This window comes from Oceanicella actignis (genome assembly GCF_900111545.1).
Taxonomy (GTDB): domain Bacteria; phylum Pseudomonadota; class Alphaproteobacteria; order Rhodobacterales; family Rhodobacteraceae; genus Oceanicella; species Oceanicella actignis.
In genome coordinates, this window is sequence record NZ_FOHL01000002.1 from 99,005 (window position 1) to 123,880 (window position 24,876).

The following is a 24,876-nucleotide window of genomic DNA, read 5'->3' on the forward strand; positions in this document are numbered from 1 at the left end:
GTTGCGGAACCTTGTTCCGCGCCGCCTGCGTCGGGCGCACAATGCGCCAGTCGGGCGCGCGCCGCCAGAGAAAATCGCAAGGCCCGGCGGGGCGCAAGCGCGGCGAAAGCGCGCGAAGGGGCGCGCGCCTTCAGGCGTTGTTAACTATTTCAGGTCATAGTGGGACTCAGCCGGCGGTTTGGTGGTTTCCGTCGGCTGGACTCCTCCCTGTCAGACTGGCCGCGCCCGGCGCGGCCCTTTTTTTGGCGGCCCGCCCGCGCCGGTCCGGCGTCGCCGCTCAGCGTCCGCGATAGGGCTCGACGTATTGCAGCGCCATGTCCCAGGGGAAGAAGATCCAGGTGTCCTGGCTGACCTCGGTGATGAAGGTGTCCACCTGCGCGCGCCCCTTGGGCTTGGCGTAGACGGTGGCGAAATGCGCCTTGGGGTAGAGCTTGCGCACCAGCTCCAGCGTCTTGCCGCTGTCGACCAGGTCGTCCACCACCAGCACGCCCTCGCCGTCGCCCAGAAGCGCCGCGTCGGGGGCCTTGAGCACCTTGGCCTCGGTCTGGGTCTGGTGGTCGTAGGATTTGACGCTGATCGTGTCGACGATGCGGATGTCCAGCTCGCGCGCGACGATGCAGGCGGGCACCATGCCGCCGCGGGTGATGGCGACCACCGCCTTCCAGGCGCCGTCCTCGCCGGGGCCCTGCTTGTCCAGCCGCCAGGCCAGCGCGCGGCTGTCGCGGTGCATCTGGTCCCAGCTGACGTGAAAGCCCTTTTCGTGGGGAAGGCGGTCGGCGGCCATGGGGTCTCTCCTGCTGCGGCTGCGGGCGGTCACTTGCGGCCCTGGACCACGTCGATGTCGGGCGCGTCCTCGGCCTTCATGCCGACCACATGATAGCCCGCGTCCACATGGTGCGTCTCGCCGGTCACGCCCGAGGACAGGTCCGAGAGCAGATAGAGCGCGGATTTGCCCACATCCTCTTGCGTGACGTTGCGGCGCAGGGGCGAGTTGAGCTCGTTCCACTTGAGGATGTAGCGGAAGTCGCCGATCCCCGAGGCCGCCAGCGTCTTGATCGGCCCGGCCGAGAGCGCGTTGACGCGGATGCCCTTCGGCCCGAGGTCCATGGCCATGTAGCGCACCGAGGCCTCGAGCGCGGCCTTGGCCACGCCCATGACGTTGTAGTGCGGCATGACGCGCTCGGCGCCGTAATAGGTCAGGGTCAGCATCGCGCCGCCCTCGGGCATCATCTTCTCGGCGCGCTGGGCGACGGCGGTGAAGGAATAGACCGAGACGTTCATCGTCAGCGCGAAGTTCTCGGGGCTGGTGTCGACGTAGCGGCCGCGCAGCTCGTTCTTGTCGGAAAAGCCGATGGCGTGGACCAGGAAGTCCAGCTTGCCCCAGCGCGCGCGCAGCGTCTCGAACAGCGCGTCGATCGAGCCGGGCTGGGTCACGTCGCACTCCAGCACCAGGTCCGAGCCCACCGACTGGGCCAGCGGCGTCACGCGCTTGCCCAGCGCCTCGCCCTGATACGAGAAGGCCAGCTCGGCGCCCTGCGCGGCGCAGGCCTGCGCGATGCCCCACGCCAGCGACTGCTTGTTCGCCACGCCCATGATAAGGCCGCGCTTGCCCGCCATCAGTCCAGCCATGCCCCTGCTCCTGTCGCTTTTCGGGTGCGGAGCAATTAGGCCATATCGCGCGCAGCATCAAGCCCGGCCGCGGCGCGGGCGCGGCGCAGGGTCCGGCGAAGGCCGCGGGGCGGAGCGCTCCGCAGGGCGCGCGCCGGGCCGGGGGCGCAAGCGGGGCGGGGGCGTTGCGGGGGTCGGGCGGGGGCGTTGCCGCGCGCGGCGCGCGCGCTATGCTGCGCCGGCAGCAACCGCAGGAGCGCGCCCATGACCCAGCCCCCCCGCATCATCGAGACCGAGCCGCGCGGCGGCATCTTCGCCGGCGACGATCCCTTCGCGCTGGCCGCCGCGTGGCTGGCCGAGGCGGAAAGGACCGAGCCGAACGATCCCAACGCCATGGCTCTGGCCACGGCCGACCCCGACGGCATGCCCGATGTGCGCATGGTGCTGCTCAAGGAGATCGAGCCCGCCGCCGAAGGGGGCGCCTTCCTGTTCTACACCAATTACGGTTCGGCCAAGGGGCGGCAGCTGGCGGCCAATCCGCGCGCGGCCTTCGTCATTCACTGGAAGACCCTGCGCCGCCAGATCCGCGCCCGCGGTCTGGTCGAGCGCGAGGAGGGCCCCAAGGCCGACGCCTATTTCGCCTCGCGCTCGCTGGCGTCGCGCGTCGGGGCATGGGCCTCGCGTCAGTCCGAGCCGCTGTCCTCGCGCGCGCATCTGATGGCCGAGGCGGCCAAGGCGGGCGCGCGCTTCATGGGCGCGCCGCCGCGCCCGCCTTTCTGGGGCGGCTTTCGCATCCGCCCGCTGCAGATCGAGTTCTGGGCCGACGGCGCGCACCGCCTGCATGACCGCTTCCGCTGGACGCGACAGGACCCGCTGTCGCAGGAATGGACGGTGACGCGGCTCAATCCCTGACGGGCCATGGCGCGCCTTGACGGGCCTTTACGGGCCTTGACGGGGCCCCGGCGGGGCCTTGATCCGGGCGCCGGATCCTGCTTCGGGCGCGCATCGGGTTCGGCCCCGCGCCGCCTCGCCCGGCTGCGGGCCGGCGCCTATCGGGCGCGCAGTCCCGCGCGCAGCGCAAGGCCCAGCGCGCAGGCCAGCGCATCGCCCAGCATCGACGCCGCGCGATGGGCCAGCGCGCAGGCCAGCGCCGCCGGCGCGCCCACGCTCGGCCCCAGCGCCAGCACCAGCGCCGCCTCGCGAACGCCCGCCCCGCCGGGCGCGCCGGGCGTGATCATGCCGACGAGCCACGCGCCGGCGAAGGCGGCCATGGCCGTCGGCGCGTCCATCGCCGCGCCCGTCGCCCTTCCCGCCGCCTGCAGCGACAGCCCCAGCAGCGCCAGCACCGCAAGCTGAAGCGCGGCGAAAGCGGCCAGCCGCCCGGGCCGCGCCCGCCCCAGCGCCGCGCGCAGGACGGGGGCGAGGCGCGCCCCCATCCACACCGCCCCCGCCAGCAGCGCGGCCGCCAGCGCCCCCGCGCCCCACGCCCAGCCGCCAAGCTCCTGCGCCTGATCGAGCAGCTGCGCCGCGCCGCCCGCCTGCGCCGCCAGCGCGGCGCGCAGACCGGGCAGGGCGGCCGCGCCCGCCAGCGCCGCCGCCAGCGCCAGCGCCGCGCTCAGCGCCAGCTCCAGCGCCATCGCCGCCGCCGCCAGGGGCGCGGGAACGCCGTCGCGCAGCGCAAGGCCCGCGCGCCCGGCCAGATGCAGAACGTTGCCCGGCAGATACTTGCCGATCTGCGCCGTCAGGAATTGCGACCAGGCGAGGCGTCGCCGCGCCCCGGCGCCGGTTGCGAGCAGGATCTGGCGCCAGCCCTCGGCCGCGCAAAGCGTCGCCGCCAGATACAGCCCGACCGAGGCGGCCAGCGCGCCCAGAACGCGCGGATCTCCCGGCGCGATGGAGGGCATCGCGTGCAGGCCCTGGCGCAGCGCCCAGAGCGCGGCGCCGAGCGCCGCCGCCGCGCCGAGCAGCCGCGCCGCGCGCCCCGCCCTCATGGCTTGCGCGCCACGGCCAGATAGCCGTTTCCAAGGTCGGTTCGCAGGAAGGGACGCTGCGCCAGCGTCGCCGCGCGCATGGCCAGCGAACCCGGCCACGAGGCCAGCAGCGGCCAGATGCGCGTTTCCGCCCTGCGGTCGGCGCCGCTGCGCAGCGTCAGCGTCTGCGGATCGGCCTCGGCGCGGTCCGGCTTCGCCAGCTGACGCGCGTAGACGCGATGGCGCAGCGGCTCCATGAGATTGGCCAGCGGAAAGCCGTAGCTCTCGATCCGCTCGACCCGCAGCCCCGCGCCTTCGATCAGGGCGCGGAAGCCGGGCCGGCGATAGCGCCGCACATGGCCCGCCCAGACGTCGGCCGGCCCCCAGAGCTCGGGGCGCGAGGGGACCGACAGCAGCGCAAGCCCGCCGGGGCGCAGCATGCGCGTCCATGCGCGCAGCGCGCTCAGATCGTCCTCGATGTGCTCGAGCACCTCGAAGCAGCACAGCACGTCGAAGGCCCCATCCCAGTCGGGCGCAGGCTCGGCGCGGATCTCGACCGGGCCGCCGGGGGGGTTCATGACCGCGGCCAGGGCGCGCGCCTGGGCCGAGCGCTCGAGCCCCGCGCCGCGGTGGCCCATCTGCGCCAGCTCGCGCAGCAGCGCGCCGGCGCCGCAGCCGATGTCGAGCACGCGCGCGCCCCGCAGCCCGCGCAGGGCCCGCAGCACGCGATCGCGGCGCAGCAGATAGCGCGGCGCCGGCGTCCAGCCAAGCTGCGCAAGCGCCGGTCCGTGAACGGGGTGGAAGGTCGGGCCGGCGACGGCGCCGCTCTGCTCGCTGGTCATGGCCTGGCGCTCTGCGTCTGGTCTTCGCGTTCGCGGGCGCGCGGCGCCCGGGGCAGGATGAGCCGCGCCGCGTGCGCGCCGATCGCCTCGGGCGAGAAGACGCGCGCGGCGCGTTCCGAGGGCTGGGGCAGGCCGCGCGCGGCGAGGCGGTCGATGGCGTCGAGCAGCGCCTCGGGATCTTCGGGCGCGGCGGCCTCGAGGCCCGGCTCGGGGCCGATCGCGGCCGCCAGCTCGCGCAGCGCCGGTCCGTCGCGCGTGACCACCGGGCGCCCGGCGGCCAGGGCCTGGTGCACCTTGTTGGGCGTCACGCAGCCCGCCTTGCCCGAACCGCCGAAGACGCCGAGGCAGATGTCGGCGCGGCGCATCTGCGCGATCAGCTCGCGATAGGGAACCCACTCGCGCCAGCGCACATGCGCCGCGCGTGCGCCCGCGCGCGCCAGCGCCTCGCGCACCAGCCCCTCCTGCTGGCCGCGGCCGATCAGCGTCCAGTCATGCGCGGCGCCGCGCTCGGACAGCGCCGCGCGCAGGATCGTCTCGACGCCGTGCAGCGGAATCATCTGGCCGTAGAACAGCAGCCGCAACCGCCTTGCGGCCGGCGGGGGCGGCGGCGGCAGGCGCGGAAAGGCCGCCGGCTCGGCGCCGACGGGCACATGCGCCAGCGCGCCCGGCGGCAGGTCCAGCAGCCCTTCGATGCGGCGCGCATGCGCGGCCGTGTCCACGAAGACCACGTCGGCCAGCCGCGCCCCCGCGCGCTCGAGCGCGCGCAGCAGCCGCCCCGCCGCCGAGCGCGGTCGCGCCAGGGCGCGGTCATGGGCGACGGCGTCGTGCAGCGACAGGAACATGTCCCAGGCCAGCCGCGCCCCGCGCAGGCGCGCCAGCAGCGCGGCCGGCAGCACGTCGAACTGGCCCATGTATCCGACCAGAACGGCGTCATGCGCGGGCGCGCGCGCATAGCGCGCGGCCAGAGCCGGCCAGGCCGCCGCCATGCGCGCAAGGCGCAGCGCGCGCGCCCGTCGGGGCAGGACGCTCTTGTCCTCGACGCCCTCCCAGACATGGGCGACGATCTCGATCACCTCGACGCCCTGGGCGCGCAGCCCTTCGACGAGGATGCGCGTGCGCGGCTTGCCCAGGTCGCAGGTTCCCCACAGGACCACGCGCGGCGGGCGCGGCGCGGCGGCGGTCATCGCGCGGCCTCGGTCATCGTCCCGCCCCGGTCGTTGCGCAGCCTCGGTCATCCATCGCCCGGCCCATCTCGTCGCCCCGTCATCGCCCCGCCCATCTCATCGCCCCGTCATCGCGCCGTCATCGCCCCGTCATCGCGCCGTCCATCGCGCCGTCATCGCGCCGTCGCCGGGCAGCCTCAGTCATCGCGCAGCCGCTGGGCCAGAAAGTCGACGAAGGCGCTGAGCTGCGGCGGCGGGAAAGGCCCCGCGGGGCGGACGGCATAGGCGGCCGCCGGCTCGGGGCGGCATTCGGGCAGCACCTCGACCAGCCGCCCGGCCGCCAAGGCCTCGGCGATGATGAAATCCGGGCTCAGCACGATGCCCAGCCCCGCTTCGGCCGCCAGCGCCAGGGCGTCGCCATTGTCGGCGACCAGACGCCCGCGCGCGCGCACCTGCCGCTCTTCGCCGCCGGGGCCGCGCAGCCGCCAGCTGGCGCCCGTCGCCTGATGGGCGTAGCGCAGAAGCTGGTGGTCGGCCAGGTCCTCGATGCGGCGCGGCACGCCCGCGCGCGCCAGATACTCGGGCGAGGCCGCCAGAAGCAGATCGACCTTGCGCAGGCGCAGCGCCTTGAGGCTGGAGTCCGGCAGGCGGCCGATGCGCACCGCCATGTCGAAGCCCGCCGACACCAGCTCGACGAAGCGGTCGTCGAGCGACAGCGTCAGCGTCACCTCGGGGTTCTGGCGCATGAAATCGGCCACGGCCGGCGCCAGCACCCGCAGCCCGAAGCTGACCGGGGCCGAGACGCGCAGCTCGCCGCGCGGCGCGCCGTGCAGCGCGGTGACCATGCGCTCGGCCTCTTCGGCCTCTTCGATCACGCGGCGGGCGCGTTCGTAGAAGGCGGCGCCGATCGCGGTCGGCGCCACGCGGCGCGTGGTGCGGGTCAGCAGCCGCGCGCCCAGCCGTTCCTCGAGCGCGGCGACGGCCTTGGACACGGCCGATTTCGAGACCCCCATGCGCCGCGCGGCCTCGGTGAAGCCGCCCAGTTCGACCACGCGGGCGAAGGCCTCCATCTCGCTCAGACGGTCCATGGACGATGCGCCGTCATGCGCGCTCCGCGTGAAGGGTGGTCGGAAGATCGGCGAACGCCTTCAGAACCGCATGTTTCGCGGGCGGGGTCAATGCGGCGCGCGCTCGCGCGGCGCCGGGCGGCGGGCCGTCCGGCGCAACGGCGCGGCGCGCGAAACGCGCCGGGCATCTTCGCGCGCCGCGCGAAGGCGGGGCGGCGCGTCGTTTTACAGCCTTCGAATGTCGTTCAATGCCCTTGTAACCCCCCGCCGCGACGTGTTTAGCTTGCGCCGATGACGTTCCGGCGCCCGCCGGCGCAAAGGGGCGCGCGACAAAAACGACAACAAACGACAACGAAGAACAGGGAAGGTCATATGACAAGCGCCGACGACGCCTTCGTCGTGTTCGATCACGTCCAGAAAAGCTATGACGGCGAGACGCTGGTCGTCAAAGACCTGAATCTGAACATCGGGCGCGGCGAGTTCCTGACCATGCTCGGCCCGTCGGGCTCGGGCAAGACCACCTGTCTGATGATGCTGGCAGGCTTCGAGACCGCCACCCATGGCGACATCCTGCTGGACGGGCGGCCGATCAACTCGGTCCCGCCGCACAAGCGCGGCATCGGCATGGTGTTCCAGAACTACGCCCTGTTCCCGCACATGACGGTGGCCGAGAACCTGGCCTTCCCGCTCGAGGTGCGCAAGATGAGCCGCGCCCAGATCGAGGAGAAGGTCGCGCGCGCCCTCGACATGGTGCAGATGTCCGACTTCGCCAGCCGCCGCCCGGCGCAGCTGTCGGGCGGTCAGCAGCAGCGCATCGCCGTGGCGCGCGCGCTGGTGTTCGACCCGCCGCTGGTGCTGATGGACGAGCCGCTGGGCGCGCTGGACAAGCAGCTGCGCGAGCAGATGCAGTTCGAGATCAAGCACATCCACGAGCGTCTGGGCGTGACGGTGGTCTATGTCACCCACGACCAGTCCGAGGCGCTGACCATGTCGGACCGCATCGCCGTGTTCAACGACGGGCGCATCCAGCAGCTGGACGATCCGGCGACGCTGTACGAGAAGCCGATGAACAGCTTCGTGGCCCAGTTCATCGGCGAGAACAACAAGCTCGACGCCACCGTCGAGGCGGTCGAGGGCGAGCTGTGCCTGGTGCGCTTCGACAATGGCGAGACGGCGCGCGCCCTGGCGGTGAACATCGCCGGCCCCGGCTCGCGCACGCGGCTGTCGATCCGCCCCGAGCGCGTCGAGATCGGCGCCAAGCCCGACTTCAACTCGGTCGAGGCGCGCGTGCTCGAGCTGATCTATCTGGGCGACCACATCCGTTGCCGGATGGAGGTGCACGGCAACACCGACTTCATCGTCAAGGTGCCCAACGCCTCCGAGCACGCGGCGCTGACGGTGGGCGAGGTGACGACGCTGTCCTGGCGGCCCGAGGACTGCCGCGCGCTGGACGCGGAATGAGGAATCCGGCGCGCCGCGCCTTGCCGCGCGGCGACGTCGGTTATCGAAGACCACAACGACAAACGGGAGTTATGTCATGAATCTCAAGACCATGCTTGGCCTTGGCGCGGCCGCCGCGGTGTCCGCCGCCGGCTGGGCCGCGATGGCCGAGGACATGCCGCCTTGCGAGAACTGCGCCAACGAGATGACCATCGTCTCGTGGGGCGGCGCCTATCAGGAATCGCAGCGCAAGGCCTATGTCGAGCCCTACAAGGCCCTCAACCCCGGCGTGAACGTCATCTGGGACGAGAGCTCGGCCGAGGCCGTGGCCAAGATGCGCGCCATGGCCGAGGCGGGCAACATCACCTGGGACGTGGTGGACGTGGTGGCCTCGGACGCGATCCGTCTGTGCGACGAGGGCCTGGCCATGCCCATCGACCCCGACACCCAGCTGGCGCCCGCCCCCGACGGCACGCCCGCCTCGGTCGATTTCGGCGACCTTCTGGTGACCGAGTGCTTCATCCCGCAGATCGTCTACTCGACGGCGGTGGGCTACCGCACCGACATGGTGTCCGAGCCGCCGACCTCGATCTGCGCGATCTTCGACCTCGAGAAGTATCCGGGCAAGCGCGCGCTCGAGAAGCGGCCGATCGGCAACCTCGAATGGGCGCTCTATTGCGACGGCGTCGCCAAGGAGGACATCTACGACGTCCTCGAGACCGAAGAGGGCCAGGCCCGCGCCTTCGCCAAGCTCGACACCATCAAGGACCACGTGATCTGGTGGACCGCCGGCGCCGAGACGCCGCAGCTGCTGGCCGACGGCGAGGTCGTGATGGGCTCGACCTACAACGGCCGCCTGTTCGCGCTGATCGCCGAGCAGAAGCAGCCCGTGGGCATGCTGTGGGACATGCAGGTGTTCGATCTTGACGGCTGGGTCATCCCCGCCGGCCTGCCCGAGGACCGCAAGAACCGCGCCCTGCACTTCGTGCGCTTCGCCACCGACACGCAGCGTCTGGCCGACCAGGCCAAGTACATCGCCTACGGCCCGGCGCGCAAGTCGTCGGCTCCGCTGGTCGGCAAGCATGCCGAGCTGGGCATCGACATGGCGCCGCACATGCCGACCAACCCGGACAACGCCAAGAACACGCTGCTCTACAACTACGAGTGGTGGGCGGATTACCGCGACGATCTGGACGCCAAGTTCCAGGCCTGGCTGAGCCAGTGAGCCGCGCGCGGCCCGTCTTCCGGGCGGGCCGCCGCCGATGACGCGCGGGCGCGGCGGCATCCTTCGCCGCGCCCGACCCCGCGCCCCCCGGGGCGGCCCGCATGGCGGACCGCGCCGAGGCGCGCGACGCCCCACGGGGCGCCGATCGGAAACAAGCAAGCGAGCGAGGCGAAGATGAGCGACGCGAGCGCGAATGGCGGGCCGGTCCTGGCCGCGGACGGAACGCCGCTGAAGGTATCGCTGCGGCGGGCCGAGCGGCGGCTGCGGCTGCGCGCCTTTCTGCTGACGGCGCCGCTTCTGGGCTTCATCCTGCTGACCTTCATCGCCCCCATCGGCGACATGCTGTTCCGCTCGGTCGAGAACGAGATCGTCGCCGACACGCTGCCGCGCACGGTCGAGGCGCTCGAGGACTGGGATCCGGCGAGCGGTCAGGCCCCCGACGAGCCGGTGTTCCGCGCGCTCTACGAGGATCTCAAGGTCGCCGTCGCCGAGAAGAAGCACACCCAGGTGGGCCAGCGGCTCAACTACGAGAAGTCGGGCATCTCGTCGGTCTTCCGCAAGATGGGCCGGCGGATCAAGCGCATGGATCCCGACAAGCCGCTCAAGCCGCAATTCGTCAAGGCCGACGACGACTGGGCCGACGTCGAGACCTGGCGCGTCATCAAGCAGTTCTCGCCGCGCTTCACCGACGGCTACTTCCTGGCCGCGCTCGACATGCAGCGCGACGCTGAGGGCGTGCATCTGCGCGACGAGAAGGACCGCATCTACCTGAAGCTGTTCTGGCGCACGATCTCGCTTTCGGCGGTCATCACGGGGATGTGCCTGCTGCTGGGCTATCCTGTGGCGTGGCTGCTGGCGAACCTGCCCGCGCGCACCTCGAACCTTTTGATGATCCTGGTGCTGCTGCCGTTCTGGACCTCGCTTCTGGTGCGCACCTCGGCGTGGAAGGTGCTGCTGCAGCAGCAGGGCGTGATCAACGACCTGCTGGTCGGGATCGGGCTGATCGACGACGCGCACCGGCTGGCGCTGATCAACAATCAGACGGGCACGATCATCGCCATGACGCACATCCTGCTGCCCTTCATGATCCTGCCGCTCTATTCGGTGATGAAGACGGTGCCGCCCAGCTATGTGCGCGCGGCCAAGAGCCTTGGCGCCAACGACTGGACCGCCTTCTGGCGGGTCTATTTCCCGCAGACCATCCCGGGCATCGGCGCGGGGGCGATCCTGTGCTTCATCCTGGCCATCGGCTACTACATCACCCCCGAGCTGGTGGGCGGCACGTCGGGCACCTTCATCTCGAACCGCATCGCCTACCACATCTCGGTGTCGCTGAACTGGGGGCTGGCCGCGGCGCTGAGTTCGCTGCTGCTGATCCTGGTGCTGGCGCTCTACTGGGCCTACGACAAGATCGTCGGCATCGACAACGTCAAGCTGGGCTGAGGAGACGGACCATGAGCAAGCTCCCCCCCTACGCGACTCCGCTGCAGCGCGGCTGGCACTACGCCTTCCGCTTCATCTGCGCGCTGATCTTCCTGTTCCTGATCATCCCGATCCTGATCATCATCCCGCTCAGCTTCAACGCGCAGCCCTTCTTCACCTTCACCCCCGAGATGCTGCGCTTCGAAGCGTCCGGCTACAGCCTGGATCACTACCGCGACTTCTTCACCGACTCGGGCTGGCAGAACGCGCTGCGCAACTCGTTCGCGATCGCGCCCATGGCCACGCTGCTGTCGGTGGCGTTCGGAACGCTGGCGGCGATCGGGCTCAGCTCGGGCAAGATGCCCTTCAAGGGAACGATCATGGCGGTGCTGATCTCGCCCATGATCGTGCCGCTGATCATCTCGGCCGCGGGCATGTATTTCTTCTACTCGCGCATCGGGCTGCAGGGCACCTATTGGGGCGTGGTGCTGGCGCATGCGGCGCTGGGCACGCCCTTCGTCATCATCACGGTCACGGCGACGCTGGTGGGCTTCGACCGCTCGCTGGTGCGCGCGGCGGCCAATCTGGGGGCGGGGCCGGTGCGCACCTTCTTCAAGGTGCAGATGCCGCTGATCCTGCCGGGCGTGGTGTCGGGCGCGCTGTTCGCCTTCATCACCTCGTTCGACGAGGTGGTGGTGGTGCTGTTCGTCGGCTCGGCCGGGCAGAAGACGCTGCCCTGGCAGATGTTCACGGGCCTGCGCGAGCAGATCAGCCCGACCATCCTGGCGGTGGCCACGATCCTGGTCACGCTGTCGGTCATCCTGCTGACGGTGCTCGAGCTGCTGCGCCGCCGCTCCGAGCGTCTGCGCGGCATCACCCCCTCGTGAGTCGGGCGCGCCGCGCGCTCGGGCTTGCGGCCGCGCTGGCGCTTCGGGCCGCGGCCGCGGCGGCGGGCTGCGCGCCCGCGCCCGAGGCCGAGCCGCCCGCGCGGATCGAGTTCTTCGCCTGTCCGGGCGCCTATGAGGCCCAGCTTCTGCTGCTGCCCGAGGACGCCGACCTTCTGGGGCGCCCGCCCCCCGGCGCGGTCGAGGCTGCGGGCGCCTACACCGCCACGGACCGGCGGGCGGGCGGCAAGCCCAAGCCGGTGGGCGTGTTCATCCGCAAGGGCCGGCGCGTCAGCCTCGAGCTTGCGCGCATGGACGGGCTGGCGCTGATCGGCGCGGACGGCGCGCTGCGCATCGCGCAGGTGCGCGCCGTGCCGCTTGGGGGGCGCGTGCACGACCTGTCCACGCTGGCCGGGCGCGTGGCTTTCGCGCGCGCGGCCGAGGGGGCGGGCGCCTCGGCGATGCAGTCCCATCTGCTCATCCGCGAGGGCGCGCTGGACCTGCGCCCGGCCGAGGACGCGCCGCGCGCGCGTCGCCGCATCCTTTTCCAGCGCGCCGACGGGGCGGTGGGGCTGTGGAACAGCGGCGCGCCGTTGACGCTGCACGAGGCTGCGTTGGCGCTGGCGGCGCAGGCGGCGCCGCGCATGGCCTTGAATCTGGACGCCGGATCGCATGATTACTGCCTGGCGGCCGAGCCGGGCGGGGCGGTGCGAATCTGCGGCGCCGTCGGCCCCGAGGCCGCCGGGCGGCTGAGCAACGCGCTGCGTCTGGCCCCCGCCCGCCCGTAGCCGCAGGAGCCGAACGCGCCATGACGACCGGACGATCCGACGAAGACGACGCCGCCTTTGCGGCGCATGTGCGCGCGCTGGGGCGCGGGCCGGGCCGCGCGCGCCATCTGACCCGCGCCGAGGCCGCCGACGCCATGGCGCGCATCCTTGACGGCCGCGCCGCGCCCGAGGCGGTGGGCGCGCTGCTCATGCTCATGCGCTATCGCGGCGAGAGCGCCGACGAGATCGCCGGCTTCGTCGACGCCATGCGCGCGCGCGCCCGGCCCTGGGCGGGCATCGGCGCGACGCTGGACTGGCCCTCCTACGCGGCGGGGCGCTCGCGCGGGGCGCCGTGGTTCGTGCTGGCGGCGCTTCTGGCCGCGCGGGGCGGGGCGCGGGTGTTCATGCACGGCTACAACAGCCACATGAGCCATCCGCTGCACACGCGCGCGGCGCTCGAGGCGCTGGGGATCGCGCCGGCGCGCACGCCCGCCGAGGCCGCCGCGGCGTTGGCCGCGACGGGCTTGGCCTATGCGCCGCTCGAGGCGATCGACCCCGAGCTCTTGCGCGTGCTGCGCCTGCGCAAGGTGCTGGGCCTGCGCTCGCCGGCGAACACGGCGCTCAAGCTGTTCGATCCGGCGGGGGCGGGGGCCTCGGTGCAGGGGGTGTTCCACCCCTCCTACCGCGCCTTGCAGCAGCAGGCGGCGGCGCTTTTGGGCGCGCGCTCGATGATCGCGGTCAAGGGCGGCGGCGGCGAGGCCGAGCGCGTCCCGGCCAAGAGGGTCGAGCTGTTCCGTCTCGAGCACGGGCGCGCCTTCGAAGAGACGGCCCCGCCGCTGATCGAGGCGCCGGCGCGCCGCCATGCCGAGCCCGAGCCCTCGGCCGCGCGCTTTCTCGCCGTCTGGCGCGGCGAAGAGGACGATCCCTACGCGGCGGCGACCGTCGCGGGCACGGCGGCGCTGGCGCTGCTGTCGGCGGGGCTGGCGCCCGATCTCGAGGCGGCCGAGGCGCGCGCATGGGCGCTGTGGCGCGCGCGCATGGACGAGGCGGCATGAGCGCGCCGCAGACGAGCGCGCGCATGGATGGGCGCGCGCATGCAAATGGGGGCGAGAGCATGGACAAGACCGAGATCTGGCGCGAGACGCGCGCGCGCATCCGCGCCCTGACCGAGGGCGAGGAGGACGTGGTGGCGCTGATGGCCACGGTGGCATGCGAGCTGTTCCACGCCTTCGACGGCTGGGACTGGGTGGGTTTCTATCGCAACGTCGGGGGCGAGACGCTCAAGATCGGCCCCTATCAGGGCGGTCATGGCTGCCTGACCATCCCGTTCTCGCGCGGGGTGTGCGGGGCGGCGGCGCGCACCGGGCGCACGCAGGTGGTGGACGACGTGGACGCCTTTCCGGGGCACATCGCGTGCTCGTCCTCGACGCGCTCGGAGATCGTCGCGCCGGTCTTCGACGGGCGGGGTGCGCTGCTGGGGGTGCTGGACGTGGACAGCGACCGGCCCGCCTTCTTCGACGATCAGGACCGCGCCGAGATCGAGGCCATGCTGGCCGAGGTCTTCGGGCGCCTTGGCGCGGGCTCGGCGGACGGCCGGGCGGCAGGCTGAGGGACGCGGGCGCCGGGGCCGCCTGCAGCGGGCCGCGGAAGCCAGGGCGTCGCGGCAGGTCGAGCGAAGCGCGCCCGGCGGCTGGCCGGAAAGATGGCCGAGCAACCGCGCCGCGGCCTCGCAGGGCCGGATTGCGAGGGCCGGATTGGGTCTGGGGGCCTCGCGCCGGGCTTCGGCCGCGCTTCGCCGGTCCGCGCCAGGGCGCGAAGGCGGGGGCCGCGCGGCGCGGCCCCTGCGCATCGGCGTCAGATGGCGGTGATGCCGCCGTCCGGCGCCAGGGTCTGCCCGGTCATGAAGCTGTTGGCCGGATCGGCGGCGAACAGGATGGCCGGGATGATCTCGGCCGGATCGGCGACGCGGCGCATGGGCACGCCGCGCGTCAGGCGACGCTCGGCCTCGGCCTGGTCCTCGCCGCTCAGCAGGCCGGCCTCGACCATGGGCGTGCGCGCGAAGGCGGGGCACACGGCGTTCACGCGCAGCCCGCGGCGCGCGTTCTCGGCCGCGGCCGAGCGCGTCAGCCCCACCACCCCGTGCTTGGCCGCCGAATAGACCGAGATGGTCGGCGCCCCCGCCAGCCCCGCCACCGAGGCGATGTTGACGATGGCCGCGCCGCGCCCGGTGCGCGCGGCATGCGCGGTCATGGCCGGGATCTGCGCCTTCATGGCGTAGAACACGGCCAGGAGGTCGATCTCGATCACGGCGCGCGCGTCCTCGTCCGAGATGTCCTCGAGCCGGGCGGCGGGGTGGGCGATGCCCGCATTGTTCACCGCCACGTCGAGGCCGCCGAAGCTGTCCTCGGCCAGGGCGACCAGGTCGCGGTGCAGCGCGGGATCGGCAACGTCGCCGGCCAGCGTCACGCATTCCGCGTCCAGCGTCTGGGCCAGCGATTCGAGCGGGGCGGGCGCGCGGTCCGACAGGACCAGCCGCGCGCCTTCCTCGGCGAAGGCGGCGGCGGCCAGGCGGCCGAAGCCCCCCGTCGCGCCGGTGATGAGGACGGCCAGGCCGTCGAAACGCTTCTTCATGAATCCTCCCTGATGCAGTCCATGGCCAGCGCCGCCAGGCGCGGCACGTTCTTGCCGATCTCGAGCGCCCGTTCGGGGTTCGAGGCGTTGCCGTCGAGCGCGCGCTTGTAGACGCCCTGCAGGATCGCGGCGAGGCGGAAGAAGCTGAACGCAAGGCAGAAGGTCCAGTCCGGGATCTCGGCGATGCCGCGGCGCCGGCAATAGGCGGCCACGTATTCGGCCTCGGTGGGAATGCCCGTGGCGGGGCCGCGCTCGACGCCGGCAAGGCCGCGGAAGCCCCCCTCATGGGGCAGGCGCCACTGCATGCACTGATAGGCCAGGTCCGCCAGCGGATGGCCCAGCGTGGACAGCTCCCAGTCCAGCACCGCGATGACGCGGTTCTCGTCGCGGGCGAACATCATGTTGTCCAGCCGGTAGTCGCCATGCACCAGCGAGACCTGCCCGTCGTCTTCGGGCACATGCCGCTCGAGCCAGGCGATGAGCGCGTCCATGTCCGCGATCGGCTCGACCGCCGAGGCCCGGTATTGCTGCGTCCAGCGCCCCAGCTGGCGCACGAAATAGCTGCCCGGCTTGCCGAAATCGGCCAGCCCGGCGGCCTCGACGTCGACGTCGTGCAGCGCCGCCAGCGTCGCGTTCATGGCGTCGTAGATCTCGGCCCGGTCGCGCGGGGTCATGTCGGGCAGGGCCGGGTCCCACAGCACGCGCCCGTCGAGATGCTCCATGACGTAGAACATGCGCCCGATGGGGTTGTCCTCGGGGGCCAGGAACAGCGCGCGCGGCACGGGCACGTTCGTGCCCTCGAGCGCGCGCATGACGCGGAACTCGCGATCGACCTGGTGCGCGGATTTGAGCAGCTTGCCCGGCGGCTTGGCGCGCAGCACGTAAAGGCCGCTGTCCGCCTCGAGGCGGAAGGTGGGGTTGGACTGGCCGGTGGGGAACTTGACCGCCGCGCGCAGGCCGCGGAAGCCGGGGATGTTGGCCTCCAGATACGGGCCCAGCGCCGCGACGTCGAGCGTGGCCGCGGGATTCGCGCTCATGCCTTGTGCCCCAGCGTGATGTGGCTCAGCCAGCGGGCGATCATGGCCGGGCGTCCGCCCGCGGCCACCTCGGCGCCCTCGATCTCGACCACCGCGTCCCAGGCGATGATGAGCGCGCCGGGCTTGCGCGTGACCTCGGCCAGCGAGATGCGCCCGCGCACGCGCGCGCCCACGGGCACGGGGGTCAGGAAGCGCGCCTTGTCCACGCCGTAGTTCAGGCCCAGCGTGGCGCCCTCGATGCGGGGCGTGACCTCGTAGCTCATGGCCGAGAGCAGCGACAGCGTCAGGAAGCCATGCGCGATGGTCCCGCGCAGCCCCGCCTCGCGGCGCGTGCGCTCGGGGTTGACGTGGATGAAGTTGCGGTCGTCGGTGGCGACGGCGAACATGTTCACGCGCTCCTGCGTGATCTCGATCCAGGACGAGACGCCGATCTCCTGGCCCTGGGCGGCCATGAGCTGCTCGACCGTCCAGACCGGGGCCGGGCGCTCGCGCGGGTCGAAATCCTGGATCTGCGTCATGTCGTGCTCCATCGCGTTGGGGTGCGGCGCGGGCGCGCCGAGGCTTCCGTCGTGCATCAGTCCCTCCCGAACAGATCGCCGCCGGTGTGCACGCCGATGCCGCCGTCGAGCGGCAGGATGGCGCCGGTGACGTAGGCGCCGGCCTTCGAGCACAGGAACAGCGCCGCGCCCTGCACGTCCTCGGGCCGGCCGATGCGGCCCAGCGGCACGCCGGCGGCGACGCGGGCGGCCTTCTCGGCGTCGCCGGTGGCGAAGGCGGTCATGCGCGACTGGAAGGGGCCGGGGGCGAAGGCGTTGAAGGTGATGCGCTTGTGCGCCAGCTCCTTGGCCAGGATGCGCGTCAGGTGATGCACCGCCGCCTTCGAGGCCGAATAGGAATACGCCCCGTCGCCGATGGGCCAGGCGCCCATGACCGAGCCCAGATTGATGACGCGCGCGGGGTCGTCGTCGGTGGCGGCCGCGTCCAGAAGCGGCAGCAGCGTCTGCGTCAGGTGGAACAGGCCCGCGACGTTCACGCGCATGACCTTGTCCCAGGCGTCCCAGGGGAACTGGCCCAGCGGCGCGCCCCAGGACACGCCGGCGTTGTTGACCAGGATCGGCAGGCGGTCGGTGCGGCGCGCGACCTCGGCGGCCAGGTCGGCCACGCCCTGCTCCGTGCCCACGTCGCCGCCGAAGCCCTCGACCTTGCCCGGGTGGCCCAGGGCGTTGATCTCTTCGGCGACGCGGGCGCAATCCTCGCCCTTGCGCGAGGCGATGAGCACCCGCGCGCCGCCCGCCGCCAGGCCCTCGGCGATCATGCGGCCGATTCCGGTCGCGCCGCCGGTGACCAGCGCGGTCTTGCCGGCGACGCCGAACATGTCCTCGAGATAGCTCATGCGTTCCTCCCTGAGAGCGATCGTCGTTTCGCGTCGCGGTCCGTCGTTCTGCGGACTGGACAACATACCGGGTAGTATGTAGCATGAGTCGCGTCAACGCAACCGCCATCGGAGCCCGCATGACCCCCGCCGAACCGGCCGCCGGCGCAAACGCCCCCGACAGCCCCGACGCCGCCCGCGCGGAAGCCGCGGGCGGGCGCGAGGGGGCGCGTTCGCCGCGCGAAGAGGTGCTGGACGCCGCGGCGCAGTGCTTCATGGAAAAGGGGTTCGGCGCGGCCTCGATCGACGACGTGGCGCGGCGCATGGGCGCGACCAAGGGGCGGGTCTATCACTGGTATCGCTCTAAGCTGGACCTGTTCGTGGACGTGGTGCGCTACTCGCTCGAGCTGATCCACGAACAGACCGCCGCCGCGGCCGCCGCCGGCCCGCCCGAGGGACGCATGGCGCGGATGCTGCGCGCGCATCTGCGCTCGATCCTGCGCGACCGGCCCTATCACCGCGTCGCGCTGCAGGGCGTGGACCTGCATCTGCGCGCCGCCACCACCCCCGAACAGCGCGAGGCCCTGGCCGGGCTGATCGCGCTGCGCGACAGGCACCAGCGCCTGTTCGAGAAAGCCATCGCCGAGGGCGTCGAGCTGGGCCTCTACGCCCCCTGCGACGTGCCGCTGACGGCGCGGACCATGCTGGCCGCCGCCAACGGCGCCGTCTTCTGGTATCGCCCGCGCGAGGGCGAGACCGAGGCCGACCGCAACGAACTGATCGAAAAGATCGCCGCCTATTGCCTGCACGGCCTGCACGGCCCGGCGGCGGAAAAGGGAGAGAAAGCATGAGCATGGATCTGGGCATGACCGAGCGGCTCAAGCCGCTGCACGCGCGCGTCGCCGCCATGGTGCGCGACGAGATCGCGCCCGCCTCGGAGGAATTCCTGGCCGAGGTCGGCAAGAACGGCGACCGCTGGTCCTTCACCCCGCGCATGACCGAGATCCTCGAGGGGCTCAAGGCCAAGGCCAAGGCCGAGGGGCTGTGGAACTTCTGGCTCACCAATTCCGAGAACGGCTGGGGCCTGACCACCGTCGAATACGCCTATCTGGCCGAAGAGATGGGCAAGGCCCATCTGGGCGCCGAGACCTTCAACTGCTCGGCCCCCGACACCGGCAACATGGAGGTGCTCGAGCGCTACGGTTCGCCCGAGCACAAGGAGCGCTGGCTCAAGCCGCTGCTCAACGGCGAGATCCGCTCGGCCTATCTGATGACCGAGCCGGGGGTGGCCAGCTCGGACGCGACCAACATGCGCATGTCCTGCGTGCGCGAGGGCGACGAATACGTCCTCAACGGCGAGAAGTGGTGGTCCTCGGGCGCGGGCGATCCGCGCTGCAAGGTCTACATCACCATGGTCTACACGCCCGACCCGAACCGGCCCAAGCACCAGCAGCACTCGATGATCGTGGTGCCCGCCGACACGCCGGGCATCACCAAGATCCGCGCCATGCAGGTCTACGGCCATGACGACGCGCCCCACGGCCACCTGCATCTGAAGTTCGAGAACGTGCGCGTGCCGGTCGAGAACCTGCTTCTGGGCGAGGGCCGCGGCTTCGAGATCAGCCAGGGGCGCCTCGGCCCGGGGCGCATCCATCACTGCATGCGCGCCATCGGCCAGGCCGAGGCGGCGCTCGAGCTGATGATCAAGCGCTCGCTCACCCGCGAGGCCTTCGGCAAGCCCCTCTACCAGCTGGGCGCCAACTACGACATCATCGCCGAGTGCCGCATGGAGATCGAGCAGGCGCGCCTTCTGTGCCTGAAGGCGGCCTGGATGATGGACCAGGGCGACGCGCGCGCCGCCGCGCCGTGGATCAGCAAGATCAAGGTCGTCGCGCCGCGCGTCGCGCTCAAGGTTATCGACGAGGCGGTGCAGATGTTCGGCGGCGCCGGCGTCAGCCAGGAAACCCCCCTGGCCGACATGTGGGTGCATGTGCGCACGCTGCGCCTGGCCGACGGCCCCGACGCGGTGCACCGGCGCCAGATCGCGCGCGCCGAGCTCAAGAAGCATACCCAGCAGAAGGTCTGAGCGCGGCGGGGGCGGCCCCGCCCGCCCCGGTCCCGCGCCCCAATCCCCGGTCCCGCGCCCCGGCGCGCCCCGCCCCAGGCGGTTCGGCGCGCCGGGGCCGACGCGCCGGCGCATCCGGCGCGCATTCAACAGGAGAAGCAAAGCCCATGACCATTCCCCAGACGATGAAGGCCGTCGTCCAGCTGCATGACGGATATTCGGGCACGGCCACGGGCCCGACCCTGGACGACGCCGCGCCCTTTCTCGAGCTGCGCGAGATTCCCGTGCCCCAGCCCGCCGAGGGGCAGGTGCTGATCAAGGTCGCGATGGCTTCGGTCAACCCGTCGGACATCCACTTCATCAAGGGCGAATACGGCCAGCCGCGCGTCAAGGGCGCGCCCGCCGGCTTCGAGGGTTGCGGCACGGTGGTGGCGGGCAAGGGCGCCTATGCCGAGTCGCTGGTGGGCCAGCGCGTGGCCTTCGTCGCCACCCATTCGGGCGCCTGGGCCGAATACGCGCTGACCGACGCCTCGGCCTGCATCCCCGTGCGCCCCGACCTGCGCGACGAGGACGCGGCCGCGCAGATCGTCAACCCGCTGACCGCCATGGCCATGTTCGACATCGTGCGCGAGGACGGCGCCGAAAGCTTCGTCTTCACCGCCGCCGGCAGCCAGCTGGGCAAGCTGGCCATCGGGCTTGGGCGCGACCACGGCATCCCGGCCATCGCCACCGTGCGCCGCGAGGCGCAGGCCGAGGCGCTGCGGGCGCTGGGCGCGGCCGAGGTGCTGGTCACCACCGCCCCCGATTTTCACGAGCGTTTCGCCGCCGTCGCCGCCGCGCGCAAGCCGCGCATCCTGCTCGACGCTGTGGGCGACCAGAACAGCGCCGACATGTTCTTCGCCATGCGCAGCGGCGCGCGCTGGATCACCTACGGCAAGCTCTCGTCCGAGGCGCCGCGGCTGACGCAGATGGGACAGTTCATCTTCATGAACAAGCGCATCGAGGGCTTCTGGCTGACGCGCTGGATGCAGTCCACGCCCATGGAACAGCGCATCAAGGTCGTGCAGGAGGTGCAGGAGCGCTTCGCCACCGGCAAGTGGCGCACCGACGTCAGCGCCAGGCTGCCGCTCGATCAGGTGGTCGAGGGCCTGGCCGAAGCGTTGCGCCGCCCCGACGGCAAGGTGATGATCACGCCCTGAGCGCGCCGCGCCCGCGGGCCTTCGGGCCCGCGCGCCATCCGCACGCCCCGCGCCGCGCCCGCCGGCGCCGAACACAGGAGACCTTGCGCATGTCGCTGCCGCCCATCTTGCAGAATCTGAGCGTGCCCATGGTGGCCTCGCCGCTCTTCATCATCTCGAACCCCGACCTGGTGATCGCCCAGTGCAAGGCGGGGGTGGTGGGCTCGTTCCCGGCGCTGAACGCGCGCCCGGCCGAGCAGCTGCACGAGTGGCTCGAGACCATCGCCGAAGCGCTCGACCGCCACAACCAGGCCAACCCCGACAATCCCGCCGCGCCCTTCGCGGTGAACCAGATCGTGCACCGCTCGAACGACCGGCTGATGCATGACGTCGAAGCCTGCGTGAAGTTCAAGGTTCCGATCGTCATCACCTCGCTTGGCGCGCGCGAAGAGGTGAACGAGGCCATCCATTCCTATGGCGGCATCGTCCTGCACGACGTCGTCAACGACAAGTTCGCCCGCAAGGCGATCGAGAAGGGCGCCGACGGGCTCATCGCCGTGGCCTGGGGCGCGGGCGGGCATGCGGGCACGCTGTCGCCCTTCGCGCTGGTGTCCGAGATCCGCGAGTGGTTCGACGGCCCGCTGCTGCTGTCGGGCGCCATCGGCACGGGCGCGGCGGTGCTGGCGGCGCAGGCGATGGGGGCGGATCTGGCCTATGTCGGATCGCCCTTCATCGCCACCGAAGAGGCGCGCGCCTCGGACGCCTACAAGCAGGGCGTGGTCGCCGGGCGCGGCGAGGACATCGTCTACACCAACCTCTTCACCGGCGTGCACGGCAACTATCTGCGCGCCTCGATCGAGGCGGCGGGGCTCGATCCCGACAACCTGCCGCAAAGCGATCCGTCGAAGATGAACTTCGGCTCGGGCGGCAACACCAAGGCCAAGGCCTGGAAGGACATCTGGGGCTGCGGGCAGGGGATCGCCCCGGTGCGCGAGGTGCTGCCGGCCGCGCAGCTCGTCGCCCGCTTCAAGCGCGAATACGAAGAGGCCCGCGCGCGCCTGTGTCTGGGCGCCGCCCCGGCGCGCGAGCGCGCCGCCGAGTAAGCGCCCGCAACAGGCGCCCGGAACGCGCGTTCCGAACAGGCGCCGCGCAGGCGAAGCGGCCGGGCGCCCGGGCATGGCTCGGGCGCCCGGGCGCTCACTCGGGCCAGCGCCAGAGCGCCGGCAGGAAGCGGAAGCCCTCGCCCTCGCGGATGATGTGGCCGACGCCGGGGAAGGGGAAGTGGTAGCCGACCACCACCAGCCCCTCGTCGGCGGCGCGCGCCAGAAGGGCGCGGCGCGTGCGCGCGGCCATCTCGCGGTCGGCGTCGAAGCCGAAATGCCAGTCGGGGCGCTCGACGCTGATGAGGGCGTGGTTCATCGCGTCGCCCAGCGCCATGAGACGGGCGCCCGAGGGATCCTCGACCAGCAGCGACATGTGCCCGGCCGTGTGCCCGGGCGTGGCCACGGCGCGCATGCCCGGCGCAAGCTCTTCGTCCGGGGCGATGTCGGTCAGCTGGTCGCCCAGCGCTTCGATGGCGTTGCGCGCCCCGACGACGAATTGCTGCATCTGCGGCTCGACCCGGTCGATCAGCCCCTCCTGCATCCAGAAGGCGCGCTCGTCGGCGCCGATGCGGTGCCGGGCGTTGACCATGAGCGGCTCGTCGAAATCGTCCATCGCGCCCCAGATGTGGTCGGGATGGGCGTGGGTGACGAAGACGTCGGTCACCTCGTCCGGCGCGAGGCCGGCGGCCTGCATGTTCCGCGGCAGCCGCCCCGCCGTGGCCTGCCAGCGCGAGCCCGAGCCCAGATCGACCAGCGCCACGCGCTGCCCGCGGCGGATGACGACGTGGTTGGTGTGGGCGTAGTTGGTCTGCGCGTCCAGATGGTGCGCGGCCAGATAGGCGGCCACCTCCTCGCGCGGGGCGTTGACGCCCAGCAGCGTCGTCGGGGTCTTGAGCGCGCCGTCCGAGCAGATGGTGATCTCGGTCTCGCCCAGCATGAAGCGGAACCAGCCCGGCGCCTGATCGGCCGGAGCCGGGCCGAGCGCCAGCGCGCGCAGCGGCGCGGCCAGGGACAGGGCGGGCGCCAGGGCGGCAAGGCGCAGAAGGTCGCGCCGCGACGGGGCGGCGGGGCGAAGCATGCGTCGGGCGTCGGTCATGCGCGGTCCTTTCTCTGGGCGCGCCGGGCGGGCGCGCGGGGCTGCATTCATTCATACAACGGAATGTCTGGGCGCGCCACCGCCGCCGCCATCCCCGCGACCCCCGCGCGCCTTGCGTCGGGCGGCGGCTCGGGGCAAAGCTGCGCGCGGGCGGCGCGGCGCGGGCGCGGCGCCATGGTCAGCGTGGGAGCGGCGCATGAGCGAGCAAGGCGACACCCCTCGGTCCGGCGGTCCGGCGGCCGGTTCCGGCGGGCGCGGGCGCGCCGGCGCAAGATCCGGCGCGCGGGCGGCGAAGGGCGGCGCGAAGGGCGGCGAGAAGGCGCCGGCCAGGGGGGCGGCGAAGGCGGGCGCGCGCGGCCCCGCGAAAGCGCGCCGCAAGAGCCCGCCCGGCGCGCCCGGCGCCGATGACCGGCGCTGGTGGGCGCGCGCGGCTCTGCTGCTGCTCGGGGTCTTCGCGCTGCGCCTTGCGATCAACGCCCTGGGCATCGTCCCGGTTCATTTCGACGAGGCCCAATACTGGGTTTACGCCGAGGCGCTGGACCTGGGCTATTATTCGAAGCCGCCGCTGACGGCCTGGCTCATCCGCCTTTCGACCGAGCTGCTGGGGCTTTCGGATTTCTCGCTGCGCTTCTTCTCGCCCGTCGCGCATCTGGCGATCGGGGCGCTGATCTTCGCCGCGGCGCGGCGGCTTTGGGATGCGCGCACCGGGTTCTGGGCGGCGGCGCTCTACACCGCCGCGCCGGGGGTTTCGGTGTCGGCCATGCTGATGACCACCGATCCGCCCATGATGGCGGGCTGGGCGCTGGCGCTGTGGGCGCTGACGCGGGCGATGACGGCGCGGGAGGGCGCGCAGACCGGCTGGTGGGCAGTGGCCGGGCTGGGGCTGGGGCTGGGGCTGCTGGCCAAATACACCGCCATCGCCTTCGCCCTGTCGGCTCTGGGCTATGCGCTGTTCGCGCGCCAGGGGCCGGCGGATCGACGCGCGCGCATGGGGGCGGCGGCGATGGCGGCGACGGCGCTGGCGGTTCTGGCGCCCAATCTGTGGTGGAACGCCACGCATGGCTTCGCCACCATCGCGCATCTGTCCGAGAATGCCGAGCTTGCGCGCGCCGGCCTGCATCCGGGCAAGCTGGCCGAGTTCCTGGGCGCGCAGCTGGGGGTGTTCGGTCCCGTGGCCTTCGCGGCGTTGCTGGCGGGGCTGTGGCGGGCGGCGCGCGCGCGCGGCTGGCGCGCCGACTGGCGCGCGCGGCTTGCGGCGTGGATGAGCGCGCCGCTTCTGGCGGCGATGTGCGTGCAGGCGCTGCTCAGCCAGGCCAATCCCAACTGGGCGGCGCCGGCCTATGTGGCGGGCGCGATCCTGGCCGCGCGCTGGCTGCTCGAGCGCGGCTGGTCGCGGGCGCTGCGCGCGCATCTGGTCATCGGCGCCGTCGCCGCGGCGGCGGTGCTGGCGGCCGGGGCGCTTTACGATCTGGCCGGCCCGTCGCTGCCGCGCCGCTTCGATCCGTTCAAGAAGATGCGCGACGGCGCGCCCTTGTGCGAGCGGGCGCTGACCGCGCTCGAGGAGGAGGGCGCCGACGCGCTGGCCTCGAACGACCGCCGCCGCCTGTCCGAGTGCATGTATCTGGGCGGGCTGGGGCTTGCGGACATCGCCGTGTGGGACCCGGACGGCGCGCCCTCTAACCATTTCGAGATGACCTCGCGGCTCGAGCCGGGGGATGCGCGCGTCATGGTCCTGGTCATCCAGAACCCCGAGCAGGCGGCGCGCATCGCCCGCCGCTTCGCCCGCGCCGAGCTGTGGGAGGAGGGCGCCTTCGCCACCCATGCCGACCGCTCGGTCGCATACGGCATCTGGATCGTGCAGGGGTTCCGCGGCTATTGACGCCGCCGGCGTGATCACGTTCGGGGCGTGCGTGATCACGAAATTGGCCTTCAAGGGCAGTTTCGCTTTGCCGCAGGCGCGCAGGCGCGGCTATTGTCGGGGCCTGAGGCCGGGCGCGGGGGCGCGC

General features: G+C 72.3%; 23 protein-coding genes and 1 pseudogene. 13 read left to right on the forward strand and 11 right to left on the reverse strand.

All coding sequences use genetic code 11. From position 1 onward, the window contains the following. Positions 1–277: 277 nt before the first annotated feature. Positions 278–784, reverse strand: a complete 507-nt coding sequence (gene gpt, locus BMW67_RS03125) for a xanthine phosphoribosyltransferase (protein ID WP_072745986.1) — start codon at positions 782–784, stop codon at positions 278–280. Positions 785–813: 29 nt separating this feature from the next. Further along, positions 814–1,629, reverse strand: a complete 816-nt coding sequence (fabI, locus tag BMW67_RS03130; RefSeq protein WP_072745985.1) for an enoyl-ACP reductase FabI — start codon at positions 1,627–1,629, stop codon at positions 814–816. A 243-nt stretch (positions 1,630–1,872) separates the two neighbouring features. Here fabI and pdxH point away from each other — a divergent pair, with 243 nt between their 5' ends. Further along, a complete protein-coding gene (pdxH, locus tag BMW67_RS03135) occupies positions 1,873–2,520 on the forward strand; it encodes a pyridoxamine 5'-phosphate oxidase (RefSeq protein WP_072745984.1) in 648 nt (215 codons plus the stop codon). Positions 2,521–2,657: 137 nt separating this feature from the next. Here the strand turns inward: pdxH and BMW67_RS03140 are convergent, their stop codons facing one another. From BMW67_RS03140 to BMW67_RS03155, 4 genes are all read right to left on the reverse strand, one after another. Continuing rightward, the gene (locus BMW67_RS03140; protein ID WP_072745983.1) at positions 2,658–3,599 is read right to left on the reverse strand and encodes a lysylphosphatidylglycerol synthase domain-containing protein; all 942 of its coding nucleotides are present in this window, start codon (positions 3,597–3,599) and stop codon (positions 2,658–2,660) included. Then, positions 3,596–4,420, reverse strand: coding sequence for a class I SAM-dependent methyltransferase (locus BMW67_RS03145; RefSeq protein ID WP_072745982.1), 825 nt, complete (start codon positions 4,418–4,420; stop codon positions 3,596–3,598). Before BMW67_RS03145 ends, BMW67_RS03140 begins: the two co-directional genes overlap by 4 nt. Continuing rightward, the gene (locus BMW67_RS03150; RefSeq protein ID WP_072745981.1) at positions 4,417–5,604 is read right to left on the reverse strand and encodes a glycosyltransferase; all 1,188 of its coding nucleotides are present in this window, start codon (positions 5,602–5,604) and stop codon (positions 4,417–4,419) included. The genes BMW67_RS03145 and BMW67_RS03150 overlap by 4 nt, the downstream gene beginning before the upstream one ends. A 176-nt stretch (positions 5,605–5,780) precedes the next feature. After that, positions 5,781–6,671, reverse strand: coding sequence for a LysR family transcriptional regulator (locus BMW67_RS03155; RefSeq protein WP_072745980.1), 891 nt, complete (start codon positions 6,669–6,671; stop codon positions 5,781–5,783). 351 nt (positions 6,672–7,022) lie between these two features. Here BMW67_RS03155 and BMW67_RS03160 point away from each other — a divergent pair, with 351 nt between their 5' ends. From BMW67_RS03160 to BMW67_RS03190, 7 genes and pseudogenes are all read left to right on the forward strand, one after another. Then, the gene (locus tag BMW67_RS03160; RefSeq protein WP_072745979.1) at positions 7,023–8,111 is read left to right on the forward strand and encodes an ABC transporter ATP-binding protein; all 1,089 of its coding nucleotides are present in this window, start codon (positions 7,023–7,025) and stop codon (positions 8,109–8,111) included. Between the two features lie 76 nt (positions 8,112–8,187). Continuing rightward, entirely contained in the window at positions 8,188–9,315 is a 1,128-nt protein-coding gene (locus BMW67_RS03165) for an ABC transporter substrate-binding protein (RefSeq protein WP_072745978.1), read from the forward strand. A 174-nt stretch (positions 9,316–9,489) separates the two neighbouring features. Then, positions 9,490–10,758, forward strand: a complete 1,269-nt coding sequence (locus tag BMW67_RS03170) for an ABC transporter permease (protein WP_072745977.1) — start codon at positions 9,490–9,492, stop codon at positions 10,756–10,758. A gap of 20 nt (positions 10,759–10,778) precedes the next feature. Next, positions 10,779–11,624: pseudogene (locus BMW67_RS03175) on the forward strand (ABC transporter permease); the annotation flags it as partial. Further along, positions 11,621–12,409 (forward strand): hypothetical protein, encoded by a 789-nt coding sequence (locus BMW67_RS03180; RefSeq protein WP_072745975.1) that lies wholly within the window; start codon positions 11,621–11,623, stop codon positions 12,407–12,409. The pseudogene BMW67_RS03175 and the gene BMW67_RS03180, both read left to right, overlap by 4 nt. 20 nt (positions 12,410–12,429) lie before the next feature. After that, on the forward strand, positions 12,430–13,443 hold the full coding sequence (locus BMW67_RS03185) for a glycosyl transferase family protein (protein ID WP_072745974.1): 1,014 nt from the start codon (positions 12,430–12,432) through the stop codon (positions 13,441–13,443). A 59-nt stretch (positions 13,444–13,502) separates the two neighbouring features. Next, positions 13,503–13,997, forward strand: coding sequence for a GAF domain-containing protein (locus tag BMW67_RS03190; protein WP_072746110.1), 495 nt, complete (start codon positions 13,503–13,505; stop codon positions 13,995–13,997). A 245-nt stretch (positions 13,998–14,242) separates the two neighbouring features. Here the strand turns inward: BMW67_RS03190 and BMW67_RS03195 are convergent, their stop codons facing one another. Genes BMW67_RS03195 through BMW67_RS03210 form a run of 4 tightly spaced genes read right to left on the reverse strand, consistent with a single transcriptional unit; the run spans position 14,243 to position 17,449 of the window. After that, complete coding sequence (locus tag BMW67_RS03195; protein ID WP_072745973.1) at positions 14,243–15,019, reverse strand: SDR family NAD(P)-dependent oxidoreductase; 777 nt, start codon at positions 15,017–15,019, stop codon at positions 14,243–14,245. Beyond that, positions 15,016–16,056, reverse strand: coding sequence for a phosphotransferase (locus tag BMW67_RS03200; protein ID WP_072745972.1), 1,041 nt, complete (start codon positions 16,054–16,056; stop codon positions 15,016–15,018). Before BMW67_RS03200 ends, BMW67_RS03195 begins: the two co-directional genes overlap by 4 nt. Then, entirely contained in the window at positions 16,053–16,631 is a 579-nt protein-coding gene (locus BMW67_RS03205; protein ID WP_245728442.1) for a MaoC family dehydratase, read from the reverse strand. The genes BMW67_RS03200 and BMW67_RS03205 overlap by 4 nt, the downstream gene beginning before the upstream one ends. Next, positions 16,631–17,449 carry an SDR family oxidoreductase gene (locus BMW67_RS03210; protein ID WP_072745971.1) on the reverse strand — a complete coding sequence of 273 codons (819 nt, stop codon included), beginning with the start codon at positions 17,447–17,449 and terminating at the stop codon, positions 16,631–16,633. Before BMW67_RS03210 ends, BMW67_RS03205 begins: the two co-directional genes overlap by 1 nt. 119 nt (positions 17,450–17,568) lie before the next feature. Here BMW67_RS03210 and BMW67_RS03215 point away from each other — a divergent pair, with 119 nt between their 5' ends. From BMW67_RS03215 to BMW67_RS03230, 4 genes are all read left to right on the forward strand, one after another. Then, positions 17,569–18,279, forward strand: coding sequence for a TetR/AcrR family transcriptional regulator (locus tag BMW67_RS03215; RefSeq protein ID WP_177174477.1), 711 nt, complete (start codon positions 17,569–17,571; stop codon positions 18,277–18,279). After that, positions 18,276–19,514, forward strand: a complete 1,239-nt coding sequence (locus BMW67_RS03220; protein WP_072745970.1) for an acyl-CoA dehydrogenase family protein — start codon at positions 18,276–18,278, stop codon at positions 19,512–19,514. The genes BMW67_RS03215 and BMW67_RS03220 overlap by 4 nt, the downstream gene beginning before the upstream one ends. Positions 19,515–19,660: 146 nt before the next feature. Further along, positions 19,661–20,692 (forward strand): zinc-binding dehydrogenase, encoded by a 1,032-nt coding sequence (locus BMW67_RS03225; RefSeq protein ID WP_072745969.1) that lies wholly within the window; start codon positions 19,661–19,663, stop codon positions 20,690–20,692. A gap of 89 nt (positions 20,693–20,781) precedes the next feature. Further along, entirely contained in the window at positions 20,782–21,774 is a 993-nt protein-coding gene (locus BMW67_RS03230) for an NAD(P)H-dependent flavin oxidoreductase (protein ID WP_072745968.1), read from the forward strand. 94 nt (positions 21,775–21,868) lie between these two features. On the opposite strand, the gene BMW67_RS03235 is transcribed toward BMW67_RS03230, so the two are convergent. Next, positions 21,869–22,870: an MBL fold metallo-hydrolase gene (locus BMW67_RS03235; protein ID WP_245728443.1), complete on the reverse strand. Its 1,002-nt coding sequence runs from the start codon at positions 22,868–22,870 to the stop codon at positions 21,869–21,871. Positions 22,871–23,066: 196 nt separating this feature from the next. On the opposite strand from BMW67_RS03235, the gene BMW67_RS03240 reads away from it, so the two are divergent. Beyond that, on the forward strand, positions 23,067–24,749 hold the full coding sequence (locus BMW67_RS03240) for an ArnT family glycosyltransferase (RefSeq protein ID WP_072745967.1): 1,683 nt from the start codon (positions 23,067–23,069) through the stop codon (positions 24,747–24,749). The last annotated feature ends 127 nt before the right edge of the window (positions 24,750–24,876 follow it).

Bases quoted from the DNA above. Each gene is read 5' to 3' on its own strand.
- BMW67_RS03210 (WP_072745971.1), bottom strand. From the start codon at position 17,449: ATGAGCTATCTCGAGGACATGTTCGGCGTCGCCGGCAAGACCGCGCTG.
- BMW67_RS03150 (WP_072745981.1), bottom strand. From the start codon at position 5,604: ATGACCGCCGCCGCGCCGCGCCCGCCGCGCGTGGTCCTGTGGGGAACC.
- BMW67_RS03145 (WP_072745982.1), bottom strand. From the start codon at position 4,420: ATGACCAGCGAGCAGAGCGGCGCCGTCGCCGGCCCGACCTTCCACCCC.
- BMW67_RS03220 (WP_072745970.1), top strand. From the start codon at position 18,276: ATGAGCATGGATCTGGGCATGACCGAGCGGCTCAAGCCGCTGCACGCG.
- pdxH (WP_072745984.1), top strand. From the start codon at position 1,873: ATGACCCAGCCCCCCCGCATCATCGAGACCGAGCCGCGCGGCGGCATC.
- BMW67_RS03160 (WP_072745979.1), top strand. From the start codon at position 7,023: ATGACAAGCGCCGACGACGCCTTCGTCGTGTTCGATCACGTCCAGAAA.
- BMW67_RS03235 (WP_245728443.1), bottom strand. From the start codon at position 22,870: ATGACCGACGCCCGACGCATGCTTCGCCCCGCCGCCCCGTCGCGGCGC.
- BMW67_RS03190 (WP_072746110.1), top strand. From the start codon at position 13,503: ATGGACAAGACCGAGATCTGGCGCGAGACGCGCGCGCGCATCCGCGCC.
- BMW67_RS03165 (WP_072745978.1), top strand. From the start codon at position 8,188: ATGAATCTCAAGACCATGCTTGGCCTTGGCGCGGCCGCCGCGGTGTCC.
- BMW67_RS03155 (WP_072745980.1), bottom strand. From the start codon at position 6,671: ATGGACCGTCTGAGCGAGATGGAGGCCTTCGCCCGCGTGGTCGAACTG.
- BMW67_RS03230 (WP_072745968.1), top strand. From the start codon at position 20,782: ATGTCGCTGCCGCCCATCTTGCAGAATCTGAGCGTGCCCATGGTGGCC.
- fabI (WP_072745985.1), bottom strand. From the start codon at position 1,629: ATGGCTGGACTGATGGCGGGCAAGCGCGGCCTTATCATGGGCGTGGCG.
- BMW67_RS03215 (WP_177174477.1), top strand. From the start codon at position 17,569: ATGACCCCCGCCGAACCGGCCGCCGGCGCAAACGCCCCCGACAGCCCC.
- BMW67_RS03205 (WP_245728442.1), bottom strand. From the start codon at position 16,631: ATGCACGACGGAAGCCTCGGCGCGCCCGCGCCGCACCCCAACGCGATG.
- BMW67_RS03140 (WP_072745983.1), bottom strand. From the start codon at position 3,599: ATGAGGGCGGGGCGCGCGGCGCGGCTGCTCGGCGCGGCGGCGGCGCTC.
- gpt (WP_072745986.1), bottom strand. From the start codon at position 784: ATGGCCGCCGACCGCCTTCCCCACGAAAAGGGCTTTCACGTCAGCTGG.
- BMW67_RS03170 (WP_072745977.1), top strand. From the start codon at position 9,490: ATGAGCGACGCGAGCGCGAATGGCGGGCCGGTCCTGGCCGCGGACGGA.
- BMW67_RS03185 (WP_072745974.1), top strand. From the start codon at position 12,430: ATGACGACCGGACGATCCGACGAAGACGACGCCGCCTTTGCGGCGCAT.
- BMW67_RS03195 (WP_072745973.1), bottom strand. From the start codon at position 15,019: ATGAAGAAGCGTTTCGACGGCCTGGCCGTCCTCATCACCGGCGCGACG.
- BMW67_RS03240 (WP_072745967.1), top strand. From the start codon at position 23,067: ATGAGCGAGCAAGGCGACACCCCTCGGTCCGGCGGTCCGGCGGCCGGT.
- BMW67_RS03225 (WP_072745969.1), top strand. From the start codon at position 19,661: ATGACCATTCCCCAGACGATGAAGGCCGTCGTCCAGCTGCATGACGGA.
- BMW67_RS03200 (WP_072745972.1), bottom strand. From the start codon at position 16,056: ATGAGCGCGAATCCCGCGGCCACGCTCGACGTCGCGGCGCTGGGCCCG.